General features: G+C 73.2%; 26 protein-coding genes. 11 read left to right on the forward strand and 15 right to left on the reverse strand.

What is annotated here, in order from left to right:
• Positions 1-193: 193 nt before the first annotated feature.
• The 4 genes from AR3_RS09700 to AR3_RS30405 form a co-directional block, all read right to left on the reverse strand.
• Positions 194-1,039 (reverse strand): helix-turn-helix transcriptional regulator, encoded by an 846-nt coding sequence (locus AR3_RS09700; protein ID WP_067911794.1) that lies wholly within the window; start codon positions 1,037-1,039, stop codon positions 194-196.
• Positions 1,040-1,079: 40 nt separating this feature from the next.
• Complete coding sequence (locus tag AR3_RS09705) at positions 1,080-2,771, reverse strand: AMP-binding protein (RefSeq protein WP_067911797.1); 1,692 nt, start codon at positions 2,769-2,771, stop codon at positions 1,080-1,082.
• Entirely contained in the window at positions 2,768-4,453 is a 1,686-nt protein-coding gene (locus AR3_RS09710) for an AMP-binding protein (RefSeq protein WP_067911800.1), read from the reverse strand. The genes AR3_RS09705 and AR3_RS09710 overlap by 4 nt, the downstream gene beginning before the upstream one ends.
• 103 nt (positions 4,454-4,556) lie before the next feature.
• Complete coding sequence (locus AR3_RS30405; protein WP_169803805.1) at positions 4,557-5,165, reverse strand: TetR/AcrR family transcriptional regulator; 609 nt, start codon at positions 5,163-5,165, stop codon at positions 4,557-4,559.
• A 94-nt stretch (positions 5,166-5,259) separates the two neighbouring features.
• Between AR3_RS30405 and AR3_RS09720 the strand changes: the two genes are divergently transcribed.
• Positions 5,260-6,684 (forward strand): MFS transporter, encoded by a 1,425-nt coding sequence (locus AR3_RS09720; protein WP_067911806.1) that lies wholly within the window; start codon positions 5,260-5,262, stop codon positions 6,682-6,684.
• 70 nt (positions 6,685-6,754) lie between these two features.
• Here the strand turns inward: AR3_RS09720 and AR3_RS09725 are convergent, their stop codons facing one another.
• Positions 6,755-8,023 carry an MFS transporter gene (locus AR3_RS09725; RefSeq protein WP_083951216.1) on the reverse strand — a complete coding sequence of 423 codons (1,269 nt, stop codon included), beginning with the start codon at positions 8,021-8,023 and terminating at the stop codon, positions 6,755-6,757.
• A 70-nt stretch (positions 8,024-8,093) separates the two neighbouring features.
• Here AR3_RS09725 and AR3_RS09730 point away from each other — a divergent pair, with 70 nt between their 5' ends.
• Both AR3_RS09730 and AR3_RS09735 read left to right on the forward strand, forming a co-directional pair.
• A complete protein-coding gene (locus AR3_RS09730) occupies positions 8,094-8,633 on the forward strand; it encodes a MarR family winged helix-turn-helix transcriptional regulator (protein ID WP_067911809.1) in 540 nt (179 codons plus the stop codon).
• Between the two features lie 78 nt (positions 8,634-8,711).
• Positions 8,712-9,272 carry a hypothetical protein gene (locus AR3_RS09735; RefSeq protein ID WP_067911811.1) on the forward strand — a complete coding sequence of 187 codons (561 nt, stop codon included), beginning with the start codon at positions 8,712-8,714 and terminating at the stop codon, positions 9,270-9,272.
• A gap of 98 nt (positions 9,273-9,370) precedes the next feature.
• On the opposite strand, the gene AR3_RS09740 is transcribed toward AR3_RS09735, so the two are convergent.
• The 3 genes from AR3_RS09740 to AR3_RS09750 all read right to left on the reverse strand — a co-directional run bounded on the left by AR3_RS09740 (position 9,371) and on the right by AR3_RS09750 (position 11,307).
• Complete coding sequence (locus AR3_RS09740; RefSeq protein WP_227023112.1) at positions 9,371-9,919, reverse strand: copper resistance CopC family protein; 549 nt, start codon at positions 9,917-9,919, stop codon at positions 9,371-9,373.
• The gene (locus AR3_RS09745) at positions 9,916-10,623 is read right to left on the reverse strand and encodes a YcnI family copper-binding membrane protein (protein WP_067911947.1); all 708 of its coding nucleotides are present in this window, start codon (positions 10,621-10,623) and stop codon (positions 9,916-9,918) included. Before AR3_RS09745 ends, AR3_RS09740 begins: the two co-directional genes overlap by 4 nt.
• Positions 10,624-10,710: 87 nt before the next feature.
• Positions 10,711-11,307, reverse strand: a complete 597-nt coding sequence (locus AR3_RS09750) for a hypothetical protein (protein ID WP_067911814.1) — start codon at positions 11,305-11,307, stop codon at positions 10,711-10,713.
• Positions 11,308-11,627: 320 nt separating this feature from the next.
• Here AR3_RS09750 and AR3_RS32575 point away from each other — a divergent pair, with 320 nt between their 5' ends.
• The 4 genes from AR3_RS32575 to AR3_RS09760 all read left to right on the forward strand — a co-directional run bounded on the left by AR3_RS32575 (position 11,628) and on the right by AR3_RS09760 (position 13,335).
• Positions 11,628-11,753, forward strand: coding sequence for a hypothetical protein (locus AR3_RS32575; RefSeq protein WP_281179243.1), 126 nt, complete (start codon positions 11,628-11,630; stop codon positions 11,751-11,753).
• Positions 11,754-11,879: 126 nt separating this feature from the next.
• Positions 11,880-12,035: a hypothetical protein gene (locus AR3_RS31035; protein ID WP_169803806.1), complete on the forward strand. Its 156-nt coding sequence runs from the start codon at positions 11,880-11,882 to the stop codon at positions 12,033-12,035.
• Between the two features lie 119 nt (positions 12,036-12,154).
• Entirely contained in the window at positions 12,155-12,784 is a 630-nt protein-coding gene (locus tag AR3_RS09755; RefSeq protein ID WP_067911817.1) for a superoxide dismutase, read from the forward strand.
• A gap of 137 nt (positions 12,785-12,921) precedes the next feature.
• Complete coding sequence (locus AR3_RS09760; protein WP_067911821.1) at positions 12,922-13,335, forward strand: acyl-CoA thioesterase; 414 nt, start codon at positions 12,922-12,924, stop codon at positions 13,333-13,335.
• Between the two features lie 19 nt (positions 13,336-13,354).
• On the opposite strand, the gene AR3_RS09765 is transcribed toward AR3_RS09760, so the two are convergent.
• Together AR3_RS09765 and AR3_RS09770 are read right to left on the reverse strand one after the other, a co-directional pair.
• Positions 13,355-14,809: an amino acid permease gene (locus AR3_RS09765; RefSeq protein ID WP_067911823.1), complete on the reverse strand. Its 1,455-nt coding sequence runs from the start codon at positions 14,807-14,809 to the stop codon at positions 13,355-13,357.
• 88 nt (positions 14,810-14,897) lie between these two features.
• Positions 14,898-15,677 (reverse strand): PaaX family transcriptional regulator C-terminal domain-containing protein, encoded by a 780-nt coding sequence (locus AR3_RS09770; RefSeq protein ID WP_067911826.1) that lies wholly within the window; start codon positions 15,675-15,677, stop codon positions 14,898-14,900.
• Positions 15,678-15,820: 143 nt separating this feature from the next.
• On the opposite strand from AR3_RS09770, the gene AR3_RS09775 reads away from it, so the two are divergent.
• From AR3_RS09775 to AR3_RS09785, 3 genes are all read left to right on the forward strand, one after another.
• A complete protein-coding gene (locus AR3_RS09775; protein ID WP_067911829.1) occupies positions 15,821-16,588 on the forward strand; it encodes a crotonase/enoyl-CoA hydratase family protein in 768 nt (255 codons plus the stop codon).
• Positions 16,589-16,670: 82 nt separating this feature from the next.
• Positions 16,671-17,927 carry a cytochrome P450 gene (locus AR3_RS09780; RefSeq protein WP_067911831.1) on the forward strand — a complete coding sequence of 419 codons (1,257 nt, stop codon included), beginning with the start codon at positions 16,671-16,673 and terminating at the stop codon, positions 17,925-17,927.
• Between the two features lie 83 nt (positions 17,928-18,010).
• Positions 18,011-18,991, forward strand: a complete 981-nt coding sequence (locus tag AR3_RS09785) for a nitronate monooxygenase (RefSeq protein ID WP_227023111.1) — start codon at positions 18,011-18,013, stop codon at positions 18,989-18,991.
• On the opposite strand, the gene AR3_RS09790 is transcribed toward AR3_RS09785, so the two are convergent.
• From AR3_RS09790 to AR3_RS09800, 3 genes are all read right to left on the reverse strand, one after another.
• Positions 18,988-20,031: a YihY/virulence factor BrkB family protein gene (locus AR3_RS09790; RefSeq protein WP_083951220.1), complete on the reverse strand. Its 1,044-nt coding sequence runs from the start codon at positions 20,029-20,031 to the stop codon at positions 18,988-18,990. The two genes, AR3_RS09785 and AR3_RS09790, sit on opposite strands and share 4 nt — an antisense overlap.
• Before the next feature lie 33 nt (positions 20,032-20,064).
• Positions 20,065-20,253 carry a hypothetical protein gene (locus AR3_RS09795; protein ID WP_067911837.1) on the reverse strand — a complete coding sequence of 63 codons (189 nt, stop codon included), beginning with the start codon at positions 20,251-20,253 and terminating at the stop codon, positions 20,065-20,067.
• A gap of 305 nt (positions 20,254-20,558) precedes the next feature.
• A complete protein-coding gene (locus AR3_RS09800; RefSeq protein ID WP_067911840.1) occupies positions 20,559-21,440 on the reverse strand; it encodes an arylamine N-acetyltransferase family protein in 882 nt (293 codons plus the stop codon).
• Between the two features lie 314 nt (positions 21,441-21,754).
• On the opposite strand from AR3_RS09800, the gene AR3_RS09805 reads away from it, so the two are divergent.
• On the forward strand, positions 21,755-23,251 hold the full coding sequence (locus AR3_RS09805) for a methionine--tRNA ligase (RefSeq protein WP_067911843.1): 1,497 nt from the start codon (positions 21,755-21,757) through the stop codon (positions 23,249-23,251).
• On the opposite strand, the gene AR3_RS09810 is transcribed toward AR3_RS09805, so the two are convergent.
• Together AR3_RS09810 and AR3_RS09815 are read right to left on the reverse strand one after the other, a co-directional pair.
• Positions 23,252-23,449 carry a ferredoxin gene (locus AR3_RS09810; protein WP_067911845.1) on the reverse strand — a complete coding sequence of 66 codons (198 nt, stop codon included), beginning with the start codon at positions 23,447-23,449 and terminating at the stop codon, positions 23,252-23,254.
• 9 nt (positions 23,450-23,458) lie between these two features.
• Positions 23,459-24,652: a cytochrome P450 gene (locus AR3_RS09815; protein ID WP_067911848.1), complete on the reverse strand. Its 1,194-nt coding sequence runs from the start codon at positions 24,650-24,652 to the stop codon at positions 23,459-23,461.
• Between the last annotated feature and the right edge of the window lie 275 nt (positions 24,653-24,927).

Consider the following 24,927-nt stretch of genomic DNA (forward strand, 5'->3'; position numbering starts at 1 on the left):
AGGCCGCCGCCGAGCGATCGAGGCCCGGCGCGGGCTTGGCGACCGCGACCGGCAGCACGCCGCGGGGGCCGAGCTGTTCGGTCACCGCGGACGCCGTCACCCCGCAGCACCTCGCCGGGCCGGTCGCTCCGGCGCGGGCGCGGCGCCGAACCGCCGCGCGTCCGCCGCCAGCCCGCCGCGCGCACCGCGCGGGTCAGGGGAGCAGACCCGCGCGGCGGGCCGCGCTGACCGCCTCCATGCGCGTGTGGGCGTCCAGCTTGCGCATGGCCGACCGCAGATAGCTCTTGACGGTCTCGGGCAGCAGCCCGAGGCGCCGCGCCGTCTCGGCGTTGGTGCAGCCGATCGCCACGTACGACAGCACGTCCAGCTCCCGCGGCGACAGCGCCGGACGCGGCGGACCGCCGGACGGGCGCGCGTCGGTGCCCGCGGCCGCCAACCGGGTGGACGCCGCCAGCAGCCGGTCCCGCAGCGCCGGGTCCTCGATCCGGTCGGCCAGCCCGCGCAGCTCGGCGTGCACGGCGCGGACCTCCTCCCAGCGGGCCGCGGTCCGCGGCTCGTCGCGGGCCGCCTCGCGCTGGACGCGCGCCAGCGCCTCGTCGGCCGCGTCCCGCACCGCCAGGTCCTGCTCCAGGTCGCGGGCGGTCTGCACGGCGGACTCGACGACCCGGTCGGCCAGGCCGAGCGGCTCGCGCAGCGCCCCGTACAGCACGCCGCGCACCCGCCGCCGCACCACGACCGGGATCGCCATGACCGTCAGCAGGCCCTCGTTGCGCACCGGCTTGTCGTAGTCGTGGGTGATGGACGAGGCGTGCGGATAGTCGCTCACCCACACCGGACGGCCCATCGCCATCGCCTTGCCGCCGAGCCCGAAGCCCTCCCGCACGACCAGCCCGGACAGGGAGTCGGTGGTGTTGCCGACCAGCTCGCTGATGCGCAGCCGCCCGGGGCCGCTCAGCGCGCCGCCGAACACCACCGGCAGCCCCGTCACCCGGTGCAGCGTCAGGACGGAGCTGCGGAACGCGCCCGCGTCGTCTCCCATGTCCGTCAGGATGCCCCGACCTCCACCGCGGCGCCAGAGGTCAGGCGTGTTTCGCGGCCGCCACGTCCTGCAGGCCGAGGATCTCGATGGCCTCCTCCCGCATCTGCACCTTGCGGACCTTGCCGGTGACCGTCATCGGGAACTCGTCCACGATGTGCACGTACCGGGGGATCTTGAAGTGCGCCAGCTTGCCCTTGCAGAACTCGCGCAGCTTCTCGGCGGTGAGCGGCTCGGCCCCGGGGCGCAGCCGCACCCAGGCCATCAGCTCCTCGCCGTACTTTTCGTCCGGCACTCCGATGACCTGCGCGTCCACGATGTCGGGATGGGTGTAGAGGAACTCCTCCACCTCGCGCGGGTAGATGTTCTCCCCGCCCCGGATCACCATGTCCTTGATGCGGCCGGTGATGTTGACGTACCCGTCGGCGTCCATCACCGCCAGGTCGCCGGTGTGCATCCAGCGGGCGGCGTCGATGGCCTCGGCGGTCTGCTCCGGGTCGTTCCAGTAGCCGAGCATCACCGAGTAGCCGCGGGTGCACAGCTCGCCGGGCGTGCCGCGCGGCACCGTCACCCCCGTCTCCGGGTCGATGATCTTGATCTCCAGGTGCGGGTGGACGGTGCCGACCGTGGAGACGCGCCGGTCCAGCGAGTCGTCGGCGCGGGTCTGGGTGGAGACGGGCGAGGTCTCGGTCATGCCGTAGCAGATCGCCACCTCGGCCATCCCCATCCGGTCGATGACCTGCTTCATCACCTCGACCGGGCAGGGCGACCCGGCCATGATCCCGGTGCGCAGCGACGACAGGTCGTGCTCGGCGAACGACGGCTCGTTCAGCTCGGCGATGAACATCGTCGGCACCCCGTACAGGGAGGTGCAGCGCTCGGCCGCGACCGCCTCCAGCGTGGCGCGCGGCTCGAACGACGGCGCGGGGATGACGATGCACGCGCCGTGGCTGGTGGCCGCCAGGTTGCACATCACCATGCCGAAGCAGTGGTAGAACGGCACCGGCACGCAGATGCGGTCCTCCTCGTCGTAGCCGAGCAGCTCGCCGACGAAGAAGCCGTTGTTGAGGATGTTGTGGTGCGACAGCGTCGCGCCCTTGGGGAAGCCCGTCGTCCCGCTCGTGTACTGGATGTTGATCGGGTCGTCCGCGCCGAGCCCGGCGGCGATCTCCGCCAGGCGGGCCGGGTCGGCGGCGCGTCCCGACTCCACCAGCTCATGCCACGCGTCGCTCCCGAGCAGCAGCACGTCCCGCAGGTCCGGGCAGCCCGGCCGCGCCTGCTCGATCATCGCGGCGTAGTCGGACGTCTTGAACGAGGGCGCGGCGATCAGCGTGCGGATGCCCGCCTGCTTGAGCACGTACTCCAGCTCGTGCACCCGGTAGGCGGGGTTGATGTTCACCAGGATCGCGCCGATCTTGGCGGTGGCGTACTGGACGAACACCCACTCGGCGCAGTTGGGCGCCCAGATGCCCACCCGGTCGCCCTTGCGCACCCCGAGCCTGTCCAGGCCGAGCGCGATCGTCTCGACCTCGGCGGCGAGCTGCTCGTACGTCCAGCGGCGGCCGCTCGGACGGTCGACGAGGGCGTCGCGGTCGGGGAAGCGCGCCACCGTCTTGTCGAAGTTGGCGCCGATCGTGTCGCCCAGCAGCGGTTTGGCCGACGTGCCGGACGCGTACGACAGCTGGGCGCGGTCGCCCGTGGGGGGAAGCCCGCCCCCGCCGGCCGGATTCGTCATCGCAGGTCCTCCTCTCGGAACTCGCCCTGCGGGCGGGCGTCGGCGTCGGGATGCTTGTCGATCTCGTCGGCGCGCAGCTGCACCCGGCGGATCTTGCCGGAGATCGTCTTGGGCAGCTCGTCGGTGAACTCCAGCAGCCGGATCCGCTTGTACGGCGACAGGTGCGCCCGGCTGTGCGCGAAGATCGCGGCCGCGGTCTCGGCGGTCGGCTCCCAGCCCGCCGCCAGCGTCACGTACGCCTTGGGCACCGCCAGCCGCACCGGGTCGGGGGACGGCACGACCGCGGCCTCGGCCACCGCCTCGTGCTCGATGAGCACGCTCTCCAGCTCGAACGGCGAGATCTTGTAGTCGGACGCCTTGAACACGTCGTCGGCGCGGCCCACGTAGGTGATGTAGCCGTCGGCGTCCCGGGTGCCGATGTCGCCGGTGTGGTAGTAGCCCCCGGCCATGGCCTCGCCGGTGCGCTCGTCGTCGCCGTGGTAGCCGACCATCAGGCCGAGCGGCCGGTCGTCCAGGTCGAGGCAGATCTCGCCCTCGTCGGCGGGCTGCCCGGTCACCGGGTCGAGCAGCGCGACCCGGTAGCCGGGCGCCGGGCGGCCCATCGACCCCGGCCGCACCTCCTGCCCGGGAGTGTTGGCGATCTGCACGGTCGTCTCGGTCTGCCCGAAGCCGTCCCGGATCGTCACGCCCCACGCCTCGCGGACCCGTTCGATCACCTCGGGGTTGAGCGGCTCGCCCGCCGCCACCACCTCGCGCGGCGGCGTGCGCAGCTTGGTCAGGTCGGCCTGGATCAGCATGCGCCACACCGTGGGCGGGGCGCAGAAGCTCGTCACGCCGCAGCGGTCCATCTCGCGCAGCAGCCGATCCGCGTCGAACCGCGTGTAGTTGAAGATGAACACGCACGCCTCGGCGTTCCACGGCGCGAACACGTTGCTCCAGGCGTGCTTGGCCCAGCCCGGCGAGGAGATGTTGAGGTGGACGTCGCCGGGCCGCAGCCCGATCCAGTACATCGTCGACAGGTGCCCGACCGGGTACGAGGCGTGCGTGTGCTCCACCAGCTTGGGCTTGGCGGTCGTCCCGGAGGTGAAGTAGAGCAGCAGCGTGTCGGTCGCCCGCGTCGTGCCGTACGGGGTGAACGTCTCCTCGGCCTTGTAGGCGACGTCGTACGGCAGCCACCCGTCCACGTGCTCGCCGACCGCGATGCGTGTGTAGTCGCCCTCGATGCCGTCGAACTTGCCGGTGTCGGACGAGCGCACCACGACGTGCTTGGCCTTGCCGCGGACGAGCCGGTCGCGCAGGTCGGCGGGGCCGAGCAGCGGCGTCGCCGGGATGATCACCGCGCCGAGCTTCATCGCGGCCAGCAGCGTCTCCCACAGCTCCACCTGGTTGCCGAGCATGAGGATGATCCGGTCGCCGCGCCGCACCCCGGCCGCGCGCAGCCGGTTGGCGACCTGGTTGGACCGCCGGGACAGGTCGGCGAACGAGTACTTGGCCTCGGAGCCGTCCTCCTCGACGATCCACAGCGCCGGCCGGTCGTTGCCCTCGGCGATCGCGTCGAACCAGTCGAGCGCCCAGTTGAACCCGGTCAGGACCGGCCAGCGAAACTTCTCGTACGCCGTCGCGTAGTCGTCGCGATGGGCGAGCAAGAAGTCGCGAGCCGCCCGGAACTCCACTGCCGCCATGCACATCCTCCTCGGTCCCCGGGCCGTCACGCACCGCCCCCCGGTTAGGGAGGATGTTTGGGCACAAACTGTGACCCGCGCCACCCCCGAACGGGGGTAGCCGTCACCCGGCCGTGAACGCGGCGCGCAGGACGCGCGCCATGTGCGCGCCGACCTGTTCGACGCTCCAGCCGCGCTCCAGCAGCGTGCGGATGACGCCGTTGGAGGTGAGGGCGAGGAGCATGTCGGCGGCGGTGTCGACCGTCCACCCGGGGGCCAGGACGCCCTCGTCGTGCAGCCGTCGGATGAGGGCCTTGTTGGTCTCGTTGCGCCAGTACAGCACCGTCTCCCAGTGCCGGGCCGCGTCCGGATCGGCGTGCGCGACGCGTTCGACGGCCGTGGAGAACGGCAGGGTCCGCGCCATGAACGCGGCGTGCGCCCGCGCGAACTCCTCCAGCGCGGCGACGCCGTCGGGCGCGTCGTCGACCGCGGCGAACCGGCCCGGCAGGTCCTCGGTGTCGGCGATGTGCCCGAACAGCTCGTTGATCAGCTCGCCGCGGGACCGGAAGTGCAGGTAGACGGCGCGGCGGGTGACCCCGGCGCGTTCGGCGACCGCCGCCATGGTGACGGCCTCGACGCCCCGCTCCTCGATGAGCTCGCGCGCCGCGCGCAGCAGGGCGGACCGGGACCGGCGGCCGCGCGCGTTCCGGGGTGCGTCGATCTCCCGCGCCATGGCGGACATGCTCGCAGGTCTTCCCCTCTTGCCGGAACTGCACACAGTGTGTACTTTCCAAAGTGCACATGGTGTGAAGTTTTGGGGAGGCGACGTGGCGGGGACGGCGGAGCACGACCGCGATCGCTGGCCGCTGGTGGCCGCGATGGGCCTGGTGGTCTTCATGGCCACCCTCGACGCCGGCGTGGTCGCGGTGGCGCTGCCCGCCCTGGAACGCGACTTCGGCGTCCGCACCGCCGCCACCGAATGGGTCGTCCTCGGCTACCTGCTGCCGCTGGTCGCCGTCACCCTGCCCGCCGGACGCTGGCTCGACCGGGTCGGCGCGCGGGCCGCCCTCGTCCCGCTGGTCGGCGGCTTCACCGCCGCCGGCCTCGCCGCCGGAGCGGCGCCGGGGCTCGGCTGGCTGGTGGCGGCCCGCGTCGGGCAGGGCGCCTTCGCCGGCGCGCTGTTCGCCCTCGTCCCGGTGGTCGCCACGCGAGCCGTCCGCCCCGGGCGGGCGGCGCGGGCGACCTCGCTGGTGATGACGGTCGGGCCGCTCGGCGCCGTCAGCGCGCCCGCGGTCGGCGGCCTCATCGTCCAGGCATGGGGCTGGCCATGGATCTTCTACGTCAACGGCCCGCTCGGCGTGCTCGTCATCGCGGTGGCGCTCCGGCAGATGCCGCCGGACGGGCCGCTGCGCCGCCCGTCCCGCGATCTGCTCGCCGAGGCCGCCGTGCTCACGCTCGCCATGGGCGCCCTGCTGCTGGGTCTGTCGCTCGCGGCGGGCCGCGGCCTCGGCTGGCTGGGCCTGTGCGCCGCGGCCGTGCCGCCGCTGCTGCTGTGGACGCGCATGGACGCGAGCCGCCCGGCCCGTGCCCTCGCGCGCATGCCGGGGGTGACCGCGCCATTGCTGTTGGTGCTGATGAACGCGGCGGCCGTCGCGTCGGTCGAGTTCCTCGCCCCGTTCTACCTCCAGCGCGTCCTCGGCCTGTCAGCGGCCGCCGCGGGCACCGCGATCCTGGCGTTCCCCGCGGGCATGGTGCTGGCGGGTCCGGTCGGCGGGCTCCTGGCCGACCGGTGGGGCGCGTCCCGCACCGTCGGCCTGGGCGTCGTGGTCGGGGCCCTGGGCACCGCCCTGATGATCCCGCTCGGCCCAGGCTGGACCCCCGCCGACCTCGCCTGGCGCCTGGCGGTCGCGGGAGCGGGCACTGGGCTGTTCGCAGGCCCGAACTTCGCCCTGCTCATGAGGAACGCCCCGGACGACGCCCACGGCATGGCGGGCGCCGCCCAAAGCCTGGCCCGCCAACTCGGCTTCTCCCTGGGCCCCGCCCTGGCCACCACCGCCTGGGCCCTGTCCGGCTACGGCCTCGCCGGTCTGCGCATCGGCATGGGCCTGGCCACCGCGCTCGGCATCCTCGCCGTCCTCGTCCACGGGCGCGGCGGCCGCCCAGCGCACCCGGTGCGGCGCGACACCCCGCCGACCTCGGCTGCGGAACGCGCCCGCCCCCGGCCGAGCACCGACCGCGTCGATGAAGTCTGAACCCGCGGCATGTTTCGGCCTCGCTCTTGCTCTCTGCGCCGGACAGGGCGGCGTCGGTGTCCGGCGCAGGTCAATCGGCGTCCCGGACGAGCCGGCCCACCGCCCGGTCGTCGCCCCCGCCCGCCGGGTCGTCGCGGCGCGGCCCGCCGAGCGGATCGACCCGGTCGTCCCGGACGTCCGTGAGCAGCAGCCCGGCCAGGTTCGCCGCGGCGACCAGGACCGCCAGGACCAGTAGCGGCGCGGCCGTCCCGGTCACCGCGGCGACCGGGGCCGCCACCGCCATGCCGAGCGGCCGGCTGGCGAAGGAGATCAGCGCGTCGAACGAGCCGACCCGGCCCAGCGCGTCCTGCGGGATCCGCCGCTGCAGCGTCGTCTCCCACAGCGGGTTGAGCACACCGAGGCCGAGCATGGCCGCGAAGTAGGCCGGCGCGACGACCGCCAGCGGCGCGGCGGACGGGGCGAGCGCGGCCGCCCCGAACGCGGCCAGCGGCAGCCCGTACGCCGCGCCGCCGAACGCGACCGCGACCAGCGGGCGGCGGACCCGCAGCCGCCCCGCGCCGAACGCACCGATCAGCATGGCCGCGGTGCCGGATTGGGCGATGACCACCCAGGCGGTCTCCCCGCCCAGGTGCCGGACCGCGATGACCGGGCCGAGCGTCAGCAGGAAGCCCGCCGCCAGGTGCCAGACGCCGTGCCCGGCGACCATGGCCAGGAACCACGTGTGCCGCCGGGTCTCCCGCCACCCCTCGCGCAGCTGCGCGGTGAACCGCTCCCTTTCGACGGACGGCGCGGTGCCGCGCGGGGCGAGCCCGCCGAGCGTCGTCGCGGAGACCGCGAAAAGCCCGGCGGTGAGCAGCGACGACCAGCCGGGCCCGGCCGCCAGCACCAGTCCGCCGGCCGCGGCCGGCGCGGCCATCTGGGCCAGCCCCTCGGCGACGCCGAGCCGGGCGTTGGCCCGGAGCCGGTCCGCCCCCTCGACGACGCCCGCGACCAGCCGCCGCACCGCGGGGGTGCCGAAAGCCACCGCGGCGCCGGTGACGGCCGCCAGGGCGGCCAGCTCGGGAACCCGGGCGGGGCCGCGCAGCAGTTCCACGCCGATCGCGGCCTGCGCGGCGCCCCGCAGCAGGTCGGCGGCGAACACCACCCGCTGGGCCGGGAACCGGTCGGCGACCACTCCGGCGACCGGCAGCAGCACCAGCATCGGGACCAGCTCGGCGGCCAGGACGACGCCGAGCGCGCCGGAGGAGCCGGTGGCCCGCACCACCGCGAGCGTCAGGGTCGTCGGGATGAGCGCGGTGGCCAGGGCGGCGCAGGCCCGGCCGAAGATCAGTCGACGCATGCCGCGGGACGGTACTTCGCTGACGTAAATTTCGTCAACGAATTATTCGGAAGCGCAGCATACTGGCCGCATGGAGGACTCCGTCGATCGCCACCTGGCCCGCTGGCGCGGCAAGGCGCCCTATGACGAGCGCACCGAGGCGATCGTCACCCGGATGCAGTTCCTCGTGAAGCACGTCCGCCAGGCCAAGGACCGGGCGCTGGCCCAGGTCGGGCTGCAGGAGTTCGAGTTCGAGACCCTGCACCGGCTGGTCGCCCACGGAGGCACGATGACGCCCTCCCACCTGGCGCAGGAGCTCATGCTCTCCCCCGCCGGGATGACCGGGCGACTCGACACCCTGGAACAGGCCGGACTGGTCCGCCGGCTGCGCCGCCCGGGCGACCGGCGGCGGGTCGAGGTGGAGCTCACCGAGGCCGGCCACGCCAAGTGGCTCGCCGCGATGCGCCTGCGCGGGGACGCCGAAGCCGACATGGTCGCCGCACTCGACCCCGCCGCGCAGGCGACACTGGACGACCTGCTCAGGCGCATGCTCGCCAAGGTCGAGGCCGACGCCCAAGAGGATCCGGCGCACTCGAAAACGCCCCGCCTCGCGGAGCCCGATGAAGCCTGAACTCGCACAAAAGAGGGCGGCCGGGCCCCGCCGCCGCTTCGGCGATCAGGACCCGGCCGCCGGTCGGCACTGCCGCAGGTGGCGGTCGCCGGCGGGGCCGTGACAATCGAGCGTGTGGTGATTTCTGGGCGGGCGCTCGTTCTCGTCGCGGTGACGGGTGTCTTGGGCGTGGGGTGCGGGACGGAGACCGTCAGTTCGCTGCCGTCGTCGTCCCCCGTTGCGACGCGGCCTTCGGTGCCCGCCCCAGCGTCGCCGCCGGGGGAGTCGGCTCCGCATCACCAGGAGAACAACGCCTGGAAGTACCGGCGGGCGCTCTCGAAGGAGGATGAACGGCTTGCGCGCGCGGCCGAAGGCAGGGTTCGGTCGGCGCTGAAGGAGCTGAGGGAGAACAAGGAGTTCTCCGTCCAAGCGGTGGAGGGCGCGCTGCTCGGCCTCGGCTATCCGAGTGATCGGGTCCAGGTGAGGCCCGTGCGCGCGTCGCCGTTGTCGTCCTCGGCCACGCCGCCACCGGGTGCGGAGTTCGCTGTGCGCGTCGGGGAGCGCGGTTGCGTGCTCGGGGACGTACGTCCCCGTCGGCTTCTCGTCCGGGTGGAGGGGACGACGGCGGAGGGCACCTGCCTGGAGCCGCCCACCCACTGAAGGCGGCTCATCAGGTGGGCGAAGGCAGGAAGACGTATCGAAAGGGGCGCCCGCCCGCCGGGTGGGCGGTCGGCGGGCGGGCGGAAAGGGCGCGGGTGTCAGTTCTGGCCCGGGCGGCGGGCCCAGGCGACGCCGCCCGCCACGGCGGCGACGGCCACGGCGGCCAGGCCGATCCACAGCCAGCCCGAAGCGCCGCCGTCGTCGGAGCCGCCGCTCGTGCCCACCGTCGGCGAAGGCGGAGGGGGCGACGCGGCGCCGCTCGTCGTCGAGGCAGGGCTCTGCGCGGTGGAGCCCTCCACCGTGAACTTGTAGGTGCCCTTGATCGGGTGGCCGTCGGCGGAGACGACCCGCCACGCCACCGTGTACGTGCCGTTCGGCAGCGTCCCGTTCAGCGGCTGGGTGACCTTGTTGTCGGTCGCCTGGGGCGCCCCCGACTGGTACGCGGTGCCGCCGGCGTCCGTCACCACCACCTGCGGCAGGCGCACGCTGTTGGTGAAGGTCAGCACGATCTCCGACGGCGGCGCGACCGTGGCGCCGGACGCCGGGCTGGCCGACTTGAGCGCGTCGTGCGCGGACGCGGGCGCGGCCGTCGCCCCCAGCGCGACCGCCGCGATCACCGCCGCGATCAGCACCCGCAGCCACCTCATGACCGGCTCCTTCCTCGCGCCAGACCGAACCCGCCGACACCGATTCCGATGACTCCGGCGGCCAGTCCCAGGCCGCCGAGCAGCCGCGCCGTCCCGTCGGACGCCGACCCGGACGCGGCCGAGGCGGCCCGGACGCCGGCCTTGTCGGCGGCGGGCGCGGCGGAGGCCCCCTTGGGCGTCAGCTTAAGCTCCGGTGCCGGATGCTCCGGCTCCTCGCCCCCGTCGCCCGGGTCCTGGTCCCACCGGACGACCTCGCCGTTGGAGTACTTCTGCTCGGCCTTGAACAGCATCCGGTCGACGCCGGTGGGCAGCGGGCCCATCGACACGTCGAACTCCTCGAACTGACCGGGCCCGATCTCGCCGCCGGTCCAGGTGATGCGGGAGACGACCTCCGACAGCTCCCCGCCCTCGATCTTCACGGGGATGCTCAGCTTGGTCTTCTCGATCGTGACCTTCCACCCGGGGGCGGGACGGACGGAGACGTGCGCGACGGGATGGTCGGTCGGCAGGTCCACCCGGACCTCGGTGGTCGAGGCGTTGTCGCGTTCGTTCGGGACGCGGAACGACACCTTGGTGTACGACCCTTGCTCGGCCGATTCGGGGTTGGCGGTGACGTGCGCGGACGCGGCGGTGCACAGAGCGGTCGCCCAAAGGGCGGCGACTCCGCCGACCACGACGGCACGCCGAACGTTGCGTAGGGACATGACGACTCCGTTCGAGGCGTACGGGAACACACCGGAGGCGCCGCGCGCGGGCGGCGGCGTCCGGTGACGTGGCTCGTACGGCGCCCGTCAGCCGGTGACGAGCGCCCTCGAACGGCAGGGCGGGCCGCGGCGCACGAGGGGGAACCGCGGCACCCGGTCGGCGGGCGGCGGCACCGCCGCCGACGGAACCGAAGAAGCCGCGACGGGCGGCAGGGCCGGCTCGACGAACAGCAGCGCCAGCACCAGCCGGATCGGCCGGTCGGCCAGGGCCCGCAGCCGCCGCGCCAGCGACCAGGCCGCGCGTTCGCCGCGCCGCAGCCACCAGGCCGAGACGACGGCGGCCGCGATGTGGGCGAGCGGCATGCCCAGGCACGATCCGTGCGCGGCGTCGCCCGGCAGCACGGCGGGGTGGTGCGCCACGGGCGCGGCGGCGTTCGCGAACAGGCTGTGCAACGCGAACTGGCCGCCCACCAGTCCGCCGAGGATGGTGGCCAGGGAACGTTCGTGGCCCGCCAGCACCAGCGTCACCGCCAGCACGCCGCCGAAGCCGGCGAGCACCGCCCACGGCGGGACCGCCGCGGGGGACGTCGCCGTGTGCCCGAGCGTCGACAGCGACACGCACACGGTGGCGAACACCACCGCGCGCGAGACGCGGAAGAGCGGGCTCGGCGGGGGCGCGGTCATGGCGGGGCTATCGTCCCACTGCGGTACCGGCACCTCCAAGGGACCCCCGTCGGGCGACGCTCCCAGCGACACGCCCTAGATCTGGTGCCGGTACGCCGTTCAACATCAAGATGTAGGGTGAGGACCCCGTGCTGGTGACGCCCCCGCCCGCGATGGCGGGGGCGCTGCACGAGTGCGGGCGGGCACGCTCCCGCGCCGCTGCCGGTCACCCTGGCGCCGCCCGCGCCGCCGGACGTCCGATCCGCCCTTCGAAGCGGCGCCGTCCACGTCCACGACTCGGTGAATCGGGCCGGACCGTCGTCCGGCGGCGGAAAGAAGCCGTGGCGCATCTCGGCGGGCTCACGAGACCTCCCGGCGGCCCGCTCGGCCGCGCGGGCGAGCAGAAGGCCGAGCGCGCCGCCCGCGACCCACAGGCCCAGGAGAAGGTGCGGGGACTCCGCCAGTAGGTGCACAGGAAGCATCGACCTGGATACGGCGGGCACCACCCGAATGGTTCGAGTTGCGCCCGCCGTGCGTCCGCCCGCAGTGGGCGGACGGAGGGCGCCCTCTCGGACCCGGACCGAGGAGGAGACATGCCCACGCTCATGGACCGCATCAGGCGATTCACAAGCAGCCCGCAGGGGCGGCGGATGCGCGGACAGGCCGAGCGCTACGCGCGCGACCCGCGCACCCAGGCGAAGGTGCGCGGGCTGCTCGCCCGCCTCCGCGGCGGCCGCCGCCGCCACTGATCCGACACCGGCTCAACGGGCGCCGGGCGGCCGCATCCCGTCCCCGGCGCCCGGGGATGGTGTACGAGGTCGTTGTTGCTAACTAGACGCAGGTGCAAGTCATTTGCAATAGTGGCGGCATGTCGACCTACACGCTGCCCGACCTGCCCTACGACTACGCGGCCCTGGAACCCGCGATCAGCGGGGAGATCCTCGAACTGCACCACGCCCGGCACCACGCCGCCTACGTGAAGGGCGCCAACGACACGCTGGAGCGGCTGGCCGAGGCGCGCGACGAGGGGCGGTTCGACGGGCTGGTCGGCCTGGAGAAGACCCTCGCCTTCAACCTCTCCGGGCACGTGCTGCACTCGATCTTCTGGAAGAACCTGTCGCCGGACGGAGGGGACCGCCCCGACGGCGAGCTCGCCGCCGCCATCGACGAGCACTTCGGCTCCTTCGAGGCGTTCCGCGCGCAGCTGTCCACCGCCACGTCCACCGTGCAGGGCTCCGGCTGGGGCGTGCTCGCCTGGGAACCGCTGAGCCGCCGCCTGATCGTGGAGCAGGTGTACGACCACCACGGCAACGTCGGCGCGAACACCACCCCGCTGCTCGTCTTCGACGCCTGGGAGCACGCCTACTACCTGCAGTACCGCAACGTGCGCCCCGACTACGTCGAGCAGCTGTGGACGCTGGTCGACTGGCGCGACGTCCAGGCGCGCTTCGACGCGGCCCGCGCCGCCGGCCGTCCCGCCGCGTCGCCCGGCCTCTGAACGGCGGCGCCGTCTCGGACCGCGGCGTCCACCAGGCCGGGATCATGCTCCGACCCTTTCCTCGCGGCCTGGTGGGCGCCGCACCCGCGCCCCGTCCCTACACCCTGTCCCTACACCCTGTCCCTACACTGACCGCCGTGAACCGGGATGAGTACGCGCACTGGGAGACCGTCCCCACACGCTGGAAGGACAACGACCTCTACGGGCACGTCAACAACGTCGTCCACTACGCGCTGATGGACACCGTCATCAACGAGTGGATGATCAAGACGGCCGGTTTCGACCCGGTGACCAGCCCCGCCATCGCGCTGTGCGTGGAGTCGCACTGCGTCTACAAGGCCGAGGTGTCGTTCCCGGACCCCATCAGCGTGGGTGTGCGCGTCGGCAAGCTCGGCCGCTCCAGCGTCCGCTGGGAGATCGGGATGTACCGGCCGGACGGCGCGCTGCTCGCCGAGGGGCACTTCGTGCACGTGTTCGTCGACCGGAACACGCGCCGTCCGGTGGAGATCCCCGGGGCGATCCGCGCCGAGATGGAACGGCTCGCCGCCTGACCGCCCCGGGGGAGAGCGCCTACTTGTTCTCGTCCGCGACCGCGGCGGCGCCGCGGGCCAGCAGCGAGTGGCGGCGGCTGTAGAAGAAGTAGATCACGCAGCCGAGCAGGAACCAGGCGGCGAACCGCAGCCAGGTCTCCTGCTTGAGGAAGGTGATCAGCCAGGCCGAGAACACCACGCCGATGATCGGCACGATCGGCATGCCGGGGGTGCGGAACTGGCGGGGCAGGTCGGGGCGCCGGTAGCGCAGCACGATCACCGCGACGCACACCACGATGAACGCCAGCAGGATGCCGATGTTGGTCAGCTCCGCGGCCTCCCCGATGGGCAGGAACCCGGCGATCAGCGCCGACGCCACGCCGAGGATCCAGGTGATGCGGGTGGGCACCTTGCGGGTCGGGTGGGTGCGGGCGAACCAGCCCGGCAGCAGGCCGTCGCGGCTCATCGCGAACCACACCCGGGCGGCGCCCATCATGAACGTGAACAGCACCGTCAGGATGCCCAGGATCGCGCCCACCGCGATGATCAGCCCGACCGTCTGCATCCCCGCGTCGTCGAACGCCGAGGAGAACGCGGCGGTCGTGTTGATGTCGCGGTAGTCGACCATCCCGGTGAGCACCAGGCAGGCCAGCACGTACAGCACCATCGAGATCGCCAGCGAGTAGACGATCGCCTTGGGCATGTGCCGGCGGGCGTCGTGCGACTCCTCGGCGGCCGTGCTCATCGCGTCGTATCCGAACACGGCGAAGAACACCGTGGCGGCGCCGGTGAACGCGCCGTCCAGGCCGTACGGCAGGAACGGCGAGTAGTTGCCGGCATTGATCTTGAACGCGCCGACCACGATGACCAGCAGCACGATGCCGACCTTGAGGTACACCAGCGCGGTCTCGAACCGGGCCGCGCTCTTCATGCCCAGGTTGAGCACGTACGCGATGAGCAGGCACAGCAGCATCGCGAACAGGTTGACCTTGTAGCTGCCCGCGGCGACGTCCTTGGGCTCGGTGCCGGGCGCGCCCATCATCCACAGCGGCAGCTCGATGTCCAGGAACCCGAGCAGGTCGTTGAAATAGCCGGATATGCCGATGGCGACCACCGCCACGATCGCGGTGTACTCCAGCAGCAGGTCCCAGCCGATCGCCCATCCGGCGAACTCGCCGAGCACCGCGTACCCGTAGGTGTACGCCGATCCGGCCCGGGGGATCAGTCCGGCGAACTCGGCGTAGGAGAACGCGGCGGCGGCGCTGGCCACCCCCGCGATCAGAAAGGAGAACAGCACACCGGGGCCGGCGGTCTCGTTGGCGACGGCACCGGCCAGCGAGAAGATTCCCGCGCCGATGATGCCGCCCACGCCGATCGCGGTGAGCTGCCAGAGTCCGAGAGTGCGCCGCAGGCCGGACCCGCCGGCCTCGTCCTCTATCTGTTCGATCGGTTTGCGGCGGAGCATCCCCCGCAGGGCCTCGTGGGCCACGGCCATGTGTACCTCCTTCGCGTGACCAGCGGCTTTTCACCGGCCACGGGGGAGAGGGTCACGCTCCGAGAGGTCGGACGCAATATCGGTAGGATCACGATTTCGCAAGACGGACACGGGTTCCGGTTCCGGACATCTCGTCCGCGGGCAGGTGTTCGGCGAGCAGACGTTCCAGATCGGCCTCGCAGTCGGCGTAGCGGGCGCGCAGCTCGGCGCCCGGCCAGCCGGGCGGCAGCAGCCGCTCCGGCAGCAGCGGATCGCGCAGCAGATGCCGCAGCACCGCGGTCGCCACCGTGAACCGGTCCGCCGGGGACCCGGCGCGGTCGAGCGCGGCGAGCAGGGCGTCGGCGTGGGCGGCCCAGCCGGTCAGGTCCCACAACCCGGCGGCCAGCTGCGCCGGGTCCTCCTCGGGCCGCCCCAGCAGGAACGTGCACTGCCGCCGGACGACCTCGGGCCGGTCCCGGCACAGGTTGGCCGGCCGAAGCCAGGTCCCCTCCCGCAGCTCCGCCAGCCGCAGCGCGGACATCGCCTGGCGCAGCGCGGCCCGGTCGGCGGCGGGACGGCGCTCCGCGGTGATGACGGCGATCTCCCAGTCGCCGTCCCACGGCAGGGTGCGGGGGTTGCGCGCCTCGTCCTGCCGGGCCTGGCGGCGCAGCAGCCGGTCGGACAGCTGGTACGCGCCGTCCACGTGCACCAGGTCCCCGGACGCCACCATCCGCGACAGCGCGACCCGGACGGTGCCCTCCGCGATGCCGAACAGCGCGCCGACGCGCACCAGGCACCGGGCGCGCAGCCGGGGCGGGTGCAGGCCCAGCAGGGTGCTGAGAACGACCGAACGGGCGGTCAGCGGTCGCAGACCCAAGGTGTTCGCCATCTCGGCGTGGACACTACCCGCGGTCGTCCCGCCGCGGAGGGTGGCGGCCCGGGCATGTCAGACAGGTCTGCCCGTACCGGCCAGGCAACTGTCACCCTCCAGAACGCCTTCTCTCCCCGGCCCGGGTTCCGTAGTCTCGCGGCATGACGGCTGTGCGGGTGGAGCGGGACGGCCCCGTCACGACGGTGATCCTTTCGCGGCCGGAGGTGCGCAACGCGGTGGACGGCCCCACGGCCGCCGATCTCGCCGAGGCGTTCCGCGCCTTCGACGCCGACCCCGACGCGTCGGTCGCCGTGCTGTGGGGCGAGGGCGGCGCGTTCTGCGCGGGCGCCGACCTCAAGGCGGTGGGCACCGAGCGCGGCAACCGCGTCGAACCCGACGGCGACGGGCCGATGGGCCCCACCCGCATGCGGCTGAGCAAGCCCGTGATCGCGGCGGTCTCCGGGTACGCCGTGGCCGGCGGGCTGGAGCTGGCGCTGTGGTGCGACCTGCGGGTGGTGGAGTCGGACGCCACGTTCGGCGTGTTCTGCCGCCGGTGGGGCGTGCCGCTGATCGACGGCGGCACGTTCCGGCTGACCCGGCTGATCGGCCGCAGCCGGGCGATGGACCTGATCCTGACCGGCCGTCCGGTGTCCGCCCAGGAGGCCTACGAGATCGGCCTCGCCAACCGGCTGGTCCCGCCCGGCACGGCGCGGCAGGCCGCCGAGGACCTCGCCGCCGAGATCGCCCGCTTTCCGCAGACGTGCCTGCGCGGCGACCGCATGGCGCTGCTGGAGTGCGAGGGGCTCGGCGACGAGGAGGCGCTGGCGGTCGAGTACGGGCACGGGGTCCGCTCGCTCGCCGAGGCCGCCGAGGGCGTCGCCCGCTTCACCGCCGGGCACGGCCGCCACGGCACGTTCACCGACCTGTGAGGCCGGAAACCGAACCGCCGGTGGGAAGCGCCGGAACCCCGCAGGCGCCGTCCGGACACGAATCGGACACGAATGGGGACCGATGACTCCGAGCGTTGAAGAGGCGGGCCTGGCGCTCGCCGACCCGACCGCCTACGCCGACGACGACCGGCTGCACGCCGCGCTGACCGTCCTGCGCCGCCACGCGCCCGTGCACTGGGTCGAGGCGCCCGGCTACGACCCGTTCTGGGCCGTCACCCGGCACGCCGACATCATGGCGATCGAGCGGGACCACACGCTGTTCCTCAACGAGCCCCGCCCGCTGCTCGCCACCTCCGAGCAGGACGAGATCAACCGGCGGCGCCGGGAGCAGGGCATCGCGCTGCGCACCCTCGTCCACATCGACGACCCCGACCACCGCGTGCTGCGCGCCATCGGCGCCGACTGGTTCCGGCCGCGCGCCATGCGCGCCCTGGAACCCCGCGTCAGGGAGCTGGCCCGCCGGTACGTCGACCGGATGGTCGAGCTGGGCGGGGAATGCGACTTCGTCCAGCAGGTGGCGGTGCACTACCCGCTGTACGTGATCCTGTCCCTGCTCGGGCTGCCGGAGTCCGACTACGGCCGCATGCTCAAGCTCACCCGGGAGCTGTTCGGCAGCAGCGACACCGACCTGAGGCGCGGCGCCACGCCCGAGGAGACCATCGAGGTCCTGCTCGACTTCTTCGCCTACTTCAAGGAGATCACCGAGGCGCGGCGCGCGCACCCCACCGACGACCTGGCCTCGGCGATCGCCAACGCCCGCGTCGACGGCGAGCCCCTCAACGACTTCGACACCGCCTCCTACTACGTGATCATCGCGACCGCCGGGCACGACACCACCAGCTCGACGATCGCCGGCGGGCTGCGCGCGCTGATCGAGCACCCCGACCAGCTCGACCGGCTGCGCGCCGACCCCGGGCTGATGCCGACGGCGGTGGAGGAGATGATCCGCTGGGTCACCCCGGTCAAGGAGTTCATGCGCACGGCCGCCGCGGACTGCGAGGTGGGCGGCGTCCGGATCCGGGAGGGCGAGGCGCTGCTGCTGTCCTACCCGTCGGCCAACCGGGACGAGGCGGTCTTCGACGACCCGTTCCGCTTCGACGTCGGCCGCGACCCCAACAAGCACCTGGCCTTCGGGTTCGGCGTCCACTACTGCCTGGGCGCCGCGCTGGCCCGGATGGAGGTCCGCGCCTTCTTCGAAGAGCTGATCCCCCGCCTGAAGGCCGTCGAACTGGCGGGCGAGCCGGAGAACGTCGCCACCACCTTCGTCGGCGGCCCCAAACGCCTCCCCATCCGCTACGAGGTGACCCCCGCCGCCTGACCCCCGCGCCGGACGGGCCCCGCGGCGCGCGTTATGTTGCCGACGTGGCGAACGTGCGCAGCGGTGCATCGTGGCTTCCGGACGTGCCAGTCGTGCAGGCGCCCATGGCGGGCGGGGCGGCGAGGCCGGAATTGGCTGCGGCGGTGTGCGAGGCGGGGGCGCTCGGGTTCCTGGCCGCCGGGTACAAGAGCGCCGCCGCCATGCGGGAGGAGATCGACCGGCTGCGCGCGGCGACGTCCCGGCCGTTCGGGGTGAACGTGTTCATGCCGTCCCGCGACACCGTCGACCCGGCTGCGCTGGCCGCGTACGCGGAACGGCTGGCGCCCGAGGCCGAACGGCTGGGCGTGACGCCGGGCGAACCCGGCGACCGCACCGACGACTGGGACGCCAAAATCGACGATCTGCTGGCCGACCCGCCCCCGATCGTGAGCTTCACGTTCGGCTGCCCGGACGAGGAGCTGATCCGGGCGTTCCAGCGGCGCGGCGCCGTGGTGATCGTGACCGTGACCTCGGTGGCGGAGGCCCGCGCCGCCGCCGCGGCCGACGCCCTGTGCGTCCAGGGCGTGGAGGCGGGCGGCCACCAGGGCTCGTGGACCAACGCCGACGGCGGGACGCCGCTGCGGGAGCTGCTGCCCGCCGTCCGGGAGGCCACGGCTCAGCCGCTGATCGCCGCCGGAGGGCTGGGCACGGCCGCGGACGTCGCCGACGTGCTCGCCCTGGGCGCGGACGCGGCGCAGCTCGGCACCGCCTTCCTGCGCTGCCCGGAGAGCGGCGCCTCCGCCGTGCACAAGGCGGCGCTCGCCGACCCGCGGTTCACGGAGACCGCGCTCACCCGGGCGTTCAGCGGACGTCCCGCCCGGGGCCTGGTCAACCGGTTCCTGACCGAGTACTCGCCGCACGCACCCGCCGCGTACCCCGAGGTGCACTTCATGACCGCGCCGCTGCGGAAGGCCGCGGCCGCGCGAGGGGACGCCGACGCGCTGCACCTGTGGGCGGGGACGTCCTATCGGCTGGCGTCCGCCGCGCCCGCGGCCGAGATCGTGGCCTCGCTGACGAAGGGTTAGTGCGGGAGCTTGCCGGGAGCCTGCTCGTCCCGTCGGCGCCCGTCATGGACGGCCGCGCTGAACTGTTCGCGCTCTTTCGAGGAGAACTTGCGGGTGTCGCGGGGCTCGGCGAACGGCTCCGCGGACTCGGGCGCCCCCTGGGCGATCTTGCGGGCGCGCGCCAGCTCGGCGTCCAGCTCCGCGCCCAGCAGCACGGCCAGGTTGGAGATCCACAGCCAGACCAGGAAGATCACCACACCGGCCAGCGCGCCGTAGGTGGCGTTGTAGGACCCGAAGTTCGCCACGTAGACCGCGAATCCGGCCGACGCCGCGATCCACACGGCGATGGCCAGCGCGCTGCCCGGGGTGATCCACCGCCAACGGGCCTGCCGGACGTTGGGCGCCGCCCAGTACAGGGTCGCCACCGCCACCATCACCACAAGCAGGATCACCGGCCACTTGGCGTAGTTCCACCCGGTGACGAACGCCGAGCCGAGGCCCAGCATGCGCCCGGCCTCCGCGGCCAGCCGTCCCGTGAAGGTCACCGCGAGCGCGCTGGCGCCCAGGAGCACGACCATGAGCAGGGTCAGCCCCACCCGCAGCGGCGCCAGCTTCCAGAACGGACGGCCCTCGGGGACGTCGTAGATCGCGTTGACGGCGCGGATGAACGCGGAGATGTACTTCGACGCCGACCACAGCGCCACCAGCAGGCCGACGGCAGCCAGCACGCCGGCGGTGGGCGCGGTGCCCTGCAGCCCCTCGATGCCGCTGATCAGCACGTCGCGCAGCGGGCCGGGCGCCAGCTGACGGACGTTGTCGACCAGCGTCCGCGTGCCGGACTCACCCGACAGGCCCACCAGCGACACCACCACGATCAGGCCGGGGAACAGCGCCAGGATGCCGTAGTAGGTGAGCGCGGCGGCCCAGTCGACCAGGTTGTCGGCGCGGAACTCGCGGACCGTGCGCCTGACGACGCCCCGCCACGCGTCGCGTCCGAGCCGGGCGGGCCGGTCCGGTGCCGTCCCGGACGGCGCGTCCTCGGCGGTCTTCTTCTTCGCCATGTCGCCGCCCCTTGGGCTGATGGGGCTTTCCGGCTAAGGGATTTCCGTCTGCGGGCTGTAGCCCTCGTCCTCGCCGCCCGGCGTCTCCGCCTCGGCGATCGGGGGCTTGGTCGGGCCGGTGGTGTGCTCTTCGGCGAAGTCGGGGTCGTCCTCTTGCGGGGCGTCGGCCTCGGCCCGCCGGTCTGCCAGCGGCCGGGAGTCTTCCTGTGGGCGTTCGGTCATAGAAGGGCCGATACCCGAGGAGAGGGATTCAACCCCGAAGGGCGGGGCCTCGCCGTTGGGGGGAGAACGGCGAGGCCCCTGGGACGTCCGCTACCCCGGACGGGCACGCCGGTAGGAGGTCTGCCGGGGGCGGACGAAGCCGCATGGGCGAACCGCCTTGGTCCACGGCGGGGTGACCGTACCTGCCGTGTGGCAGGACCATAACTCAGCAAAGCCGTACATGGAAGGTTTGTCACCAACCGTCGTTCAATACGGTGGAATTCACCGTGTCGGCGCGTCCGCGGAACGCCGTCCGGCGGGAGCGGTCAGCGTCCGGACGCCTCGACGGACGCGACGAGCCGGGCGGCGTCGGACGCGTCCAGGACGATGTCGAACACGTCCGCCAGCACCGCCGGAAGCTCGGACGGGCTCAGCTCGCGCTTGTCGGTCGAGCCGTCCGGGCGGGACGTGGTGAGCGTGAGGTCGTCCAGGGCGTGGTGCACGTCGGCGGCGTAGCGCTGGACGTACGGCCGGGCGCTGAACGGCGAACGCGGGTGCGTGGCGACGAAGTGGTTGCCCACCTCGTAGTCGATGGGGAACGACGGCGTCTCGGTGAAGTTGTGCCGGTCGACCCACCCGTCCGCGGTCCCCGGGGCGGGCGCCTGGAACAGCGACCACCACGCCACGTGCGGCACGCGCCCGTCCAGAGTCCCGAGCCGCTCCAGCCGGTACCGCCAGCCGCCGCCCTGCGTGGCGGTGGCGCCGTCGACGAACTCCAGGGGTTCCAGCGGCCCGGCGCCGAACCCCACGTCGCACAGCCACGCGCGTTCGTCGTCGGCCGTCTCCACGCGCAGCAGCGCGTGCGTCGCGGGCCGGAACTTGTTCTCGGAGCCCATGCTGACGCGACCGGTCAGCGCGGTGAAGCCGAAACCGAGCCGTTCCAGCGCCGCGGCGAACAGCCGGGTGTGCTCGAAGCAGTACCCGCCGCGGCGCCTGCGCACCAGCTTGTCCTGCACGGACGCCAGGTCGAGCGGCACGCCCCGGCCGAGCATGATCTCCAGATTCTCGAACGGGATGGACGTGACGTGGCCGCGGTGCAGGGCGCGCAGCGCGGCGAGCGTGGGCGCCGGGTCGCCGTCGAAGCCGATGCGGTGCAGGTAGGCGTCCAGGTCGAGCTGTTCGCCGTCCCAGCCGGGCGTGGTCGTCATCCGTCCTCCCGTCGTGTGATCCCTTCTCCGGGGCAACCCCCGACCGCCGTCCGCGATTCCCGGATTGTCGGCTTATGGGGGTGCGCGCGGCGAGAGCGATCCGGGCGGCGACGGACGCCTGCGGCGTGAAAACGGGTGGCTCGGCGCGGACGGCCGGCGTTAACCTGTGATCATGCTTCCGTGCACGGCCGAGGTGATGATGCCCCGCTCGCGGGGCCGCTGACGCTGCACGGACGACCGACTCGGAGGCCCCGCTCGGGGCCTCGGCGCATTTTCGGGCGGTCGGAGCCCCGGCGGGCCGGCTGGAGGTTCCCATGACCGCACCGCACACCTACATCACCACCACGATCCCCTACGTCAACGCCCGTCCGCACCTTGGCTTCGCGCTGGAACTCGTGCAGGCGGACGTGCTCGCCCGCCATCACCGCCGCAAGGGCGAACGGGTCAGACTGCAGACCGGCACCGACGACAACTCGCTGAAGAACGTGCTGGCGGCGGAGGCCGCCGGCGTCGGTGTCCAGGAGTTCGTCGACCGCAACGCCGCGGCGTTCGTCGCGTTGGCCGAGCCGCTGTCACTGTCAGTGGACGACGTGATCCGCACCAGCCGCGATCCGCGCCACCGCGTAGGGGTGGAGCGCTTTTGGCGGGCCTGCGCCGCGTCGGGCGACCTGTACCGGGCGCACTACGAGGGCCTGTACTGCGTCGGCTGCGAGCAGTTCTACACGCCCCCCGACCTCGTGGACGGACGCTGTCCCGAGCACGGCACCGAGCCGCAGCGGGTCGCGGAGGAGAACTGGTTCTTCCGCCTGTCCCGCTACACCGACCGGCTCCACGACCTGATCGACAGCGGCGAGCTGCGCATCGAACCCGCCGAACGCCGCAACGAGGTGCTCGCGCTCATCGAGCGCGGCCTGGAGGACTTCTCCATCTCCCGGTCCACCGCCCGCGCCCGCGGCTGGGGCATCCCCGTGCCCGACGACCCAGGCCAGGTCATCTACGTGTGGTGGGACGCGCTCGGCAACTACCTCACCGCCCTCGGCTACGGCACCGACGCCCCCGAATACCGGCGCTGGTGGACGGACGCCGAACGCCGCGTCCACCTGGTCGGGAAGGGGGTGGTCCGCTTCCACGCCGTCTACTGGCCCGCGATGCTGCTGTCGGCCGGGGAGCCGCTGCCCACCGAGATCCTGGTGCACGACTACCTCACCGTCGACGGCAAGAAGATCAGCAAGTCGAGCGGGCACGCCGCCGACCCCGCCGACCTGGTCGGGCGGTACGGCGTGGACGCGGTCCGCTGGTGGCTGCTGCGCGAGGCGCCCCGCGTCGGCGAGGCGGACTTCACCGTCGAACGGCTGGTCAGGCGGGCCGACGACGAGCTGGCCAACGGCCTCGGCAACCTCGTCAACCGGGTCGTCGCCATGGTCCACCGCTACCGCGACGGCGTCGTCCCGCCCTCCGAGGCGGCGGCGCCCGACGCGGCCGACCTGGACCGGGCGGGCCGCGACGCGGCGGCCGCCGTCGACGCCGCCCTGGCCGACTTCGACTTCCGCCGGGCCACCGGCGCGGTCTGGGACATCGTCGACGAGGCCAACCGCTACATCAACCGCGTCCGCCCCTGGGAGCTCGCCAGGGCCGACGGCGGCGGCGAGGCGCTGGACGCCGTCCTGGCCAGGCTCGTCCGGGCCTGCCGGGAGATCGCCGGACACCTGGAGCCGTTCCTGCCGGACGCCGCCGCCCGCGTCGCCCGGCAGTGCGCGGAGACGGACGGGCGCCTGCCCGCGCCGACGCCCGTCTTCACCAGGCTCGGCTGATCAGGACTCGCGGATCGCGATGGCGCCGGACGGGCAGAGCGAGACGGCGCGCCGCACGGCCGCCTCCTGCTCCTCGGACGGGCTGTCCTGCAGCAGCACCACCGTGCCGTCGTCCTCGCTCTGATCGAAGACGTCCGGCGCCGTCATCACGCAGTTGCCCGCGCCGATGCACACGTTCCGGTCCGCGACGACTTTCACGGCCCTCACCTACCAGGTCACGGGAAGGCGATGCACGCCGTAGATCGCCATGTCGGCGCGCATCGGCACGTCGTCGGCGGGGACGGCCAGGCGCAGCCGCGGGAAGCGCCGCAGCAGCGCCGGGTAGGCGATGCGCATCTCGGCGCGCGCGAGCTGCTGGCCGAGGCACTGGTGGACGCCGTGCCCGAACGCCAGGTGCCCGGCGGACCCGCGGGTGAGGTCGAGCCGGTCCCCGTCGGGGAAGCGGGACGGGTCGCGGTTGGCGACCCGCAGGTCGAGGGTGACGCTGTCCCCGGCCTTGATCGTCCGGCCGGCGAGCTCGACGTCCTCCAGCGCGGTCCGGGTCGGGCCGATGTGCACGATCGTCAGGTGCCGCAGCAGCTCCTCGACGGCGCCGTCGACGGTGGCCGGGCCGGCGCGCATGGCGGCGAGCTGGTCGGGATGGGTGAGCAGCGCGTAGGTGCCCAGGCCGAGCATGTTGGCGGTCGTCTCGTGCCCGGCGATCAGCAGCAGCATCGCCACGCCGGCGAGCTCGTCGTCCTTGAGCTCGCCGGTCTCGATCAGGCCGCTGAGCAGGTCGTCGCCGGGTTCGGCGCGCTTGCGGCGCACCAGCTCGGCCATGTAGTCCAGCGTCCGCCGCATGGCGGCCCGCGCCTCGTCGGCCGTGGTGTGCAGGCTGAGCAGCGTCTTGCTGTCGCGCTGGAACCGGTCCCGGTCCTCGTACGGGACGCCGAGCAGCTCGCAGATCACCATGGACGGGACGGGCAGCGCGAACATCTCGACCAGGTCGGCGGGCGGCCCGGCGGCCTGCATCGCGTCCAGGAACCCGCCCGCGATCTCTTCGATGCGCGGCTCCAGCATTTTCATCCGGCGCACGGTGAACTGGCCGGTGAGCAGTTTGCGGAAGCGGGTGTGGTCCGGCGGGTCGAGGCGAAGGAAGAACCCGGGCGGCGCCTGGAACTCGGGATCGCGCAGGAGCTCGCCCAAGCGGCCCGACACCGGCGGGTGCATGTGCTCGGGCCTGTTGCTGAAACGGGGGTCGGCCAGCACCGCGCGGGCGGCCGCGAAACCGGTCACCAGCCATCCCCGATGGCCGTCGCCGTAGACCATGCGGTGGACGGGCCCGCGCCGGGCCAGCTCCACGGCCTCGGCGGGCGGATCGAGGGCGCGCCGGCGGGCGAGCGGATAGGTGACGTCGGTCATGACGCACCGCCCCTTGTGTGAAAATTCAGTGCTCCATACAAACGTATCGTCCAATCGGGCGGCGCCCTGATTTTCTTGCCTCGCTGTGACGATGCTTTATCCCGCGTTTTCGGACCCATCGCCGCCTTTCCTCGGGGGACGGTGCCGCTCGCCCTCGCGTTGGCCTTCATCCGCTCGCCCCAGAGCCGGGGCGCCGCCGCCGGCGGCCCGGCCCCCTCCGCCCGCGCCGCGCCCGCGTTCGTCCCACCAGACGGGACGGATTCCTTGCGGCGGAC

Origin of the sequence: Actinomadura rubrobrunea NBRC 15275, assembly GCF_001552235.1 — a bacterium.
Classification (GTDB): Bacteria; Actinomycetota; Actinomycetes; order Streptosporangiales; family Streptosporangiaceae; genus Spirillospora; species Spirillospora viridilutea.

Coding starts and splice junctions, on each gene's coding strand:
- AR3_RS09700 (WP_067911794.1), bottom strand. CDS start 1,039: ATGGGAGACGACGCGGGCGCGTTCCGCAGCTCCGTCCTGACGCTGCAC.
- AR3_RS09705 (WP_067911797.1), bottom strand. CDS start 2,771: ATGACGAATCCGGCCGGCGGGGGCGGGCTTCCCCCCACGGGCGACCGC.
- AR3_RS09710 (WP_067911800.1), bottom strand. CDS start 4,453: ATGGCGGCAGTGGAGTTCCGGGCGGCTCGCGACTTCTTGCTCGCCCAT.
- AR3_RS30405 (WP_169803805.1), bottom strand. CDS start 5,165: ATGGCGCGGGAGATCGACGCACCCCGGAACGCGCGCGGCCGCCGGTCC.
- AR3_RS09725 (WP_083951216.1), bottom strand. CDS start 8,023: ATGCGTCGACTGATCTTCGGCCGGGCCTGCGCCGCCCTGGCCACCGCG.
- AR3_RS09730 (WP_067911809.1), top strand. CDS start 8,094: ATGGAGGACTCCGTCGATCGCCACCTGGCCCGCTGGCGCGGCAAGGCG.
- AR3_RS09740 (WP_227023112.1), bottom strand. CDS start 9,919: ATGAGGTGGCTGCGGGTGCTGATCGCGGCGGTGATCGCGGCGGTCGCG.
- AR3_RS09745 (WP_067911947.1), bottom strand. CDS start 10,623: ATGTCCCTACGCAACGTTCGGCGTGCCGTCGTGGTCGGCGGAGTCGCC.
- AR3_RS09750 (WP_067911814.1), bottom strand. CDS start 11,307: ATGACCGCGCCCCCGCCGAGCCCGCTCTTCCGCGTCTCGCGCGCGGTG.
- AR3_RS31035 (WP_169803806.1), top strand. CDS start 11,880: ATGCCCACGCTCATGGACCGCATCAGGCGATTCACAAGCAGCCCGCAG.
- AR3_RS09755 (WP_067911817.1), top strand. CDS start 12,155: ATGTCGACCTACACGCTGCCCGACCTGCCCTACGACTACGCGGCCCTG.
- AR3_RS09765 (WP_067911823.1), bottom strand. CDS start 14,809: ATGGCCGTGGCCCACGAGGCCCTGCGGGGGATGCTCCGCCGCAAACCG.
- AR3_RS09770 (WP_067911826.1), bottom strand. CDS start 15,677: ATGGCGAACACCTTGGGTCTGCGACCGCTGACCGCCCGTTCGGTCGTT.
- AR3_RS09775 (WP_067911829.1), top strand. CDS start 15,821: ATGACGGCTGTGCGGGTGGAGCGGGACGGCCCCGTCACGACGGTGATC.
- AR3_RS09780 (WP_067911831.1), top strand. CDS start 16,671: ATGACTCCGAGCGTTGAAGAGGCGGGCCTGGCGCTCGCCGACCCGACC.
- AR3_RS09790 (WP_083951220.1), bottom strand. CDS start 20,031: ATGGCGAAGAAGAAGACCGCCGAGGACGCGCCGTCCGGGACGGCACCG.
- AR3_RS09795 (WP_067911837.1), bottom strand. CDS start 20,253: ATGACCGAACGCCCACAGGAAGACTCCCGGCCGCTGGCAGACCGGCGG.
- AR3_RS09800 (WP_067911840.1), bottom strand. CDS start 21,440: ATGACGACCACGCCCGGCTGGGACGGCGAACAGCTCGACCTGGACGCC.
- AR3_RS09805 (WP_067911843.1), top strand. CDS start 21,755: ATGACCGCACCGCACACCTACATCACCACCACGATCCCCTACGTCAAC.
- AR3_RS09815 (WP_067911848.1), bottom strand. CDS start 24,652: ATGACCGACGTCACCTATCCGCTCGCCCGCCGGCGCGCCCTCGATCCG.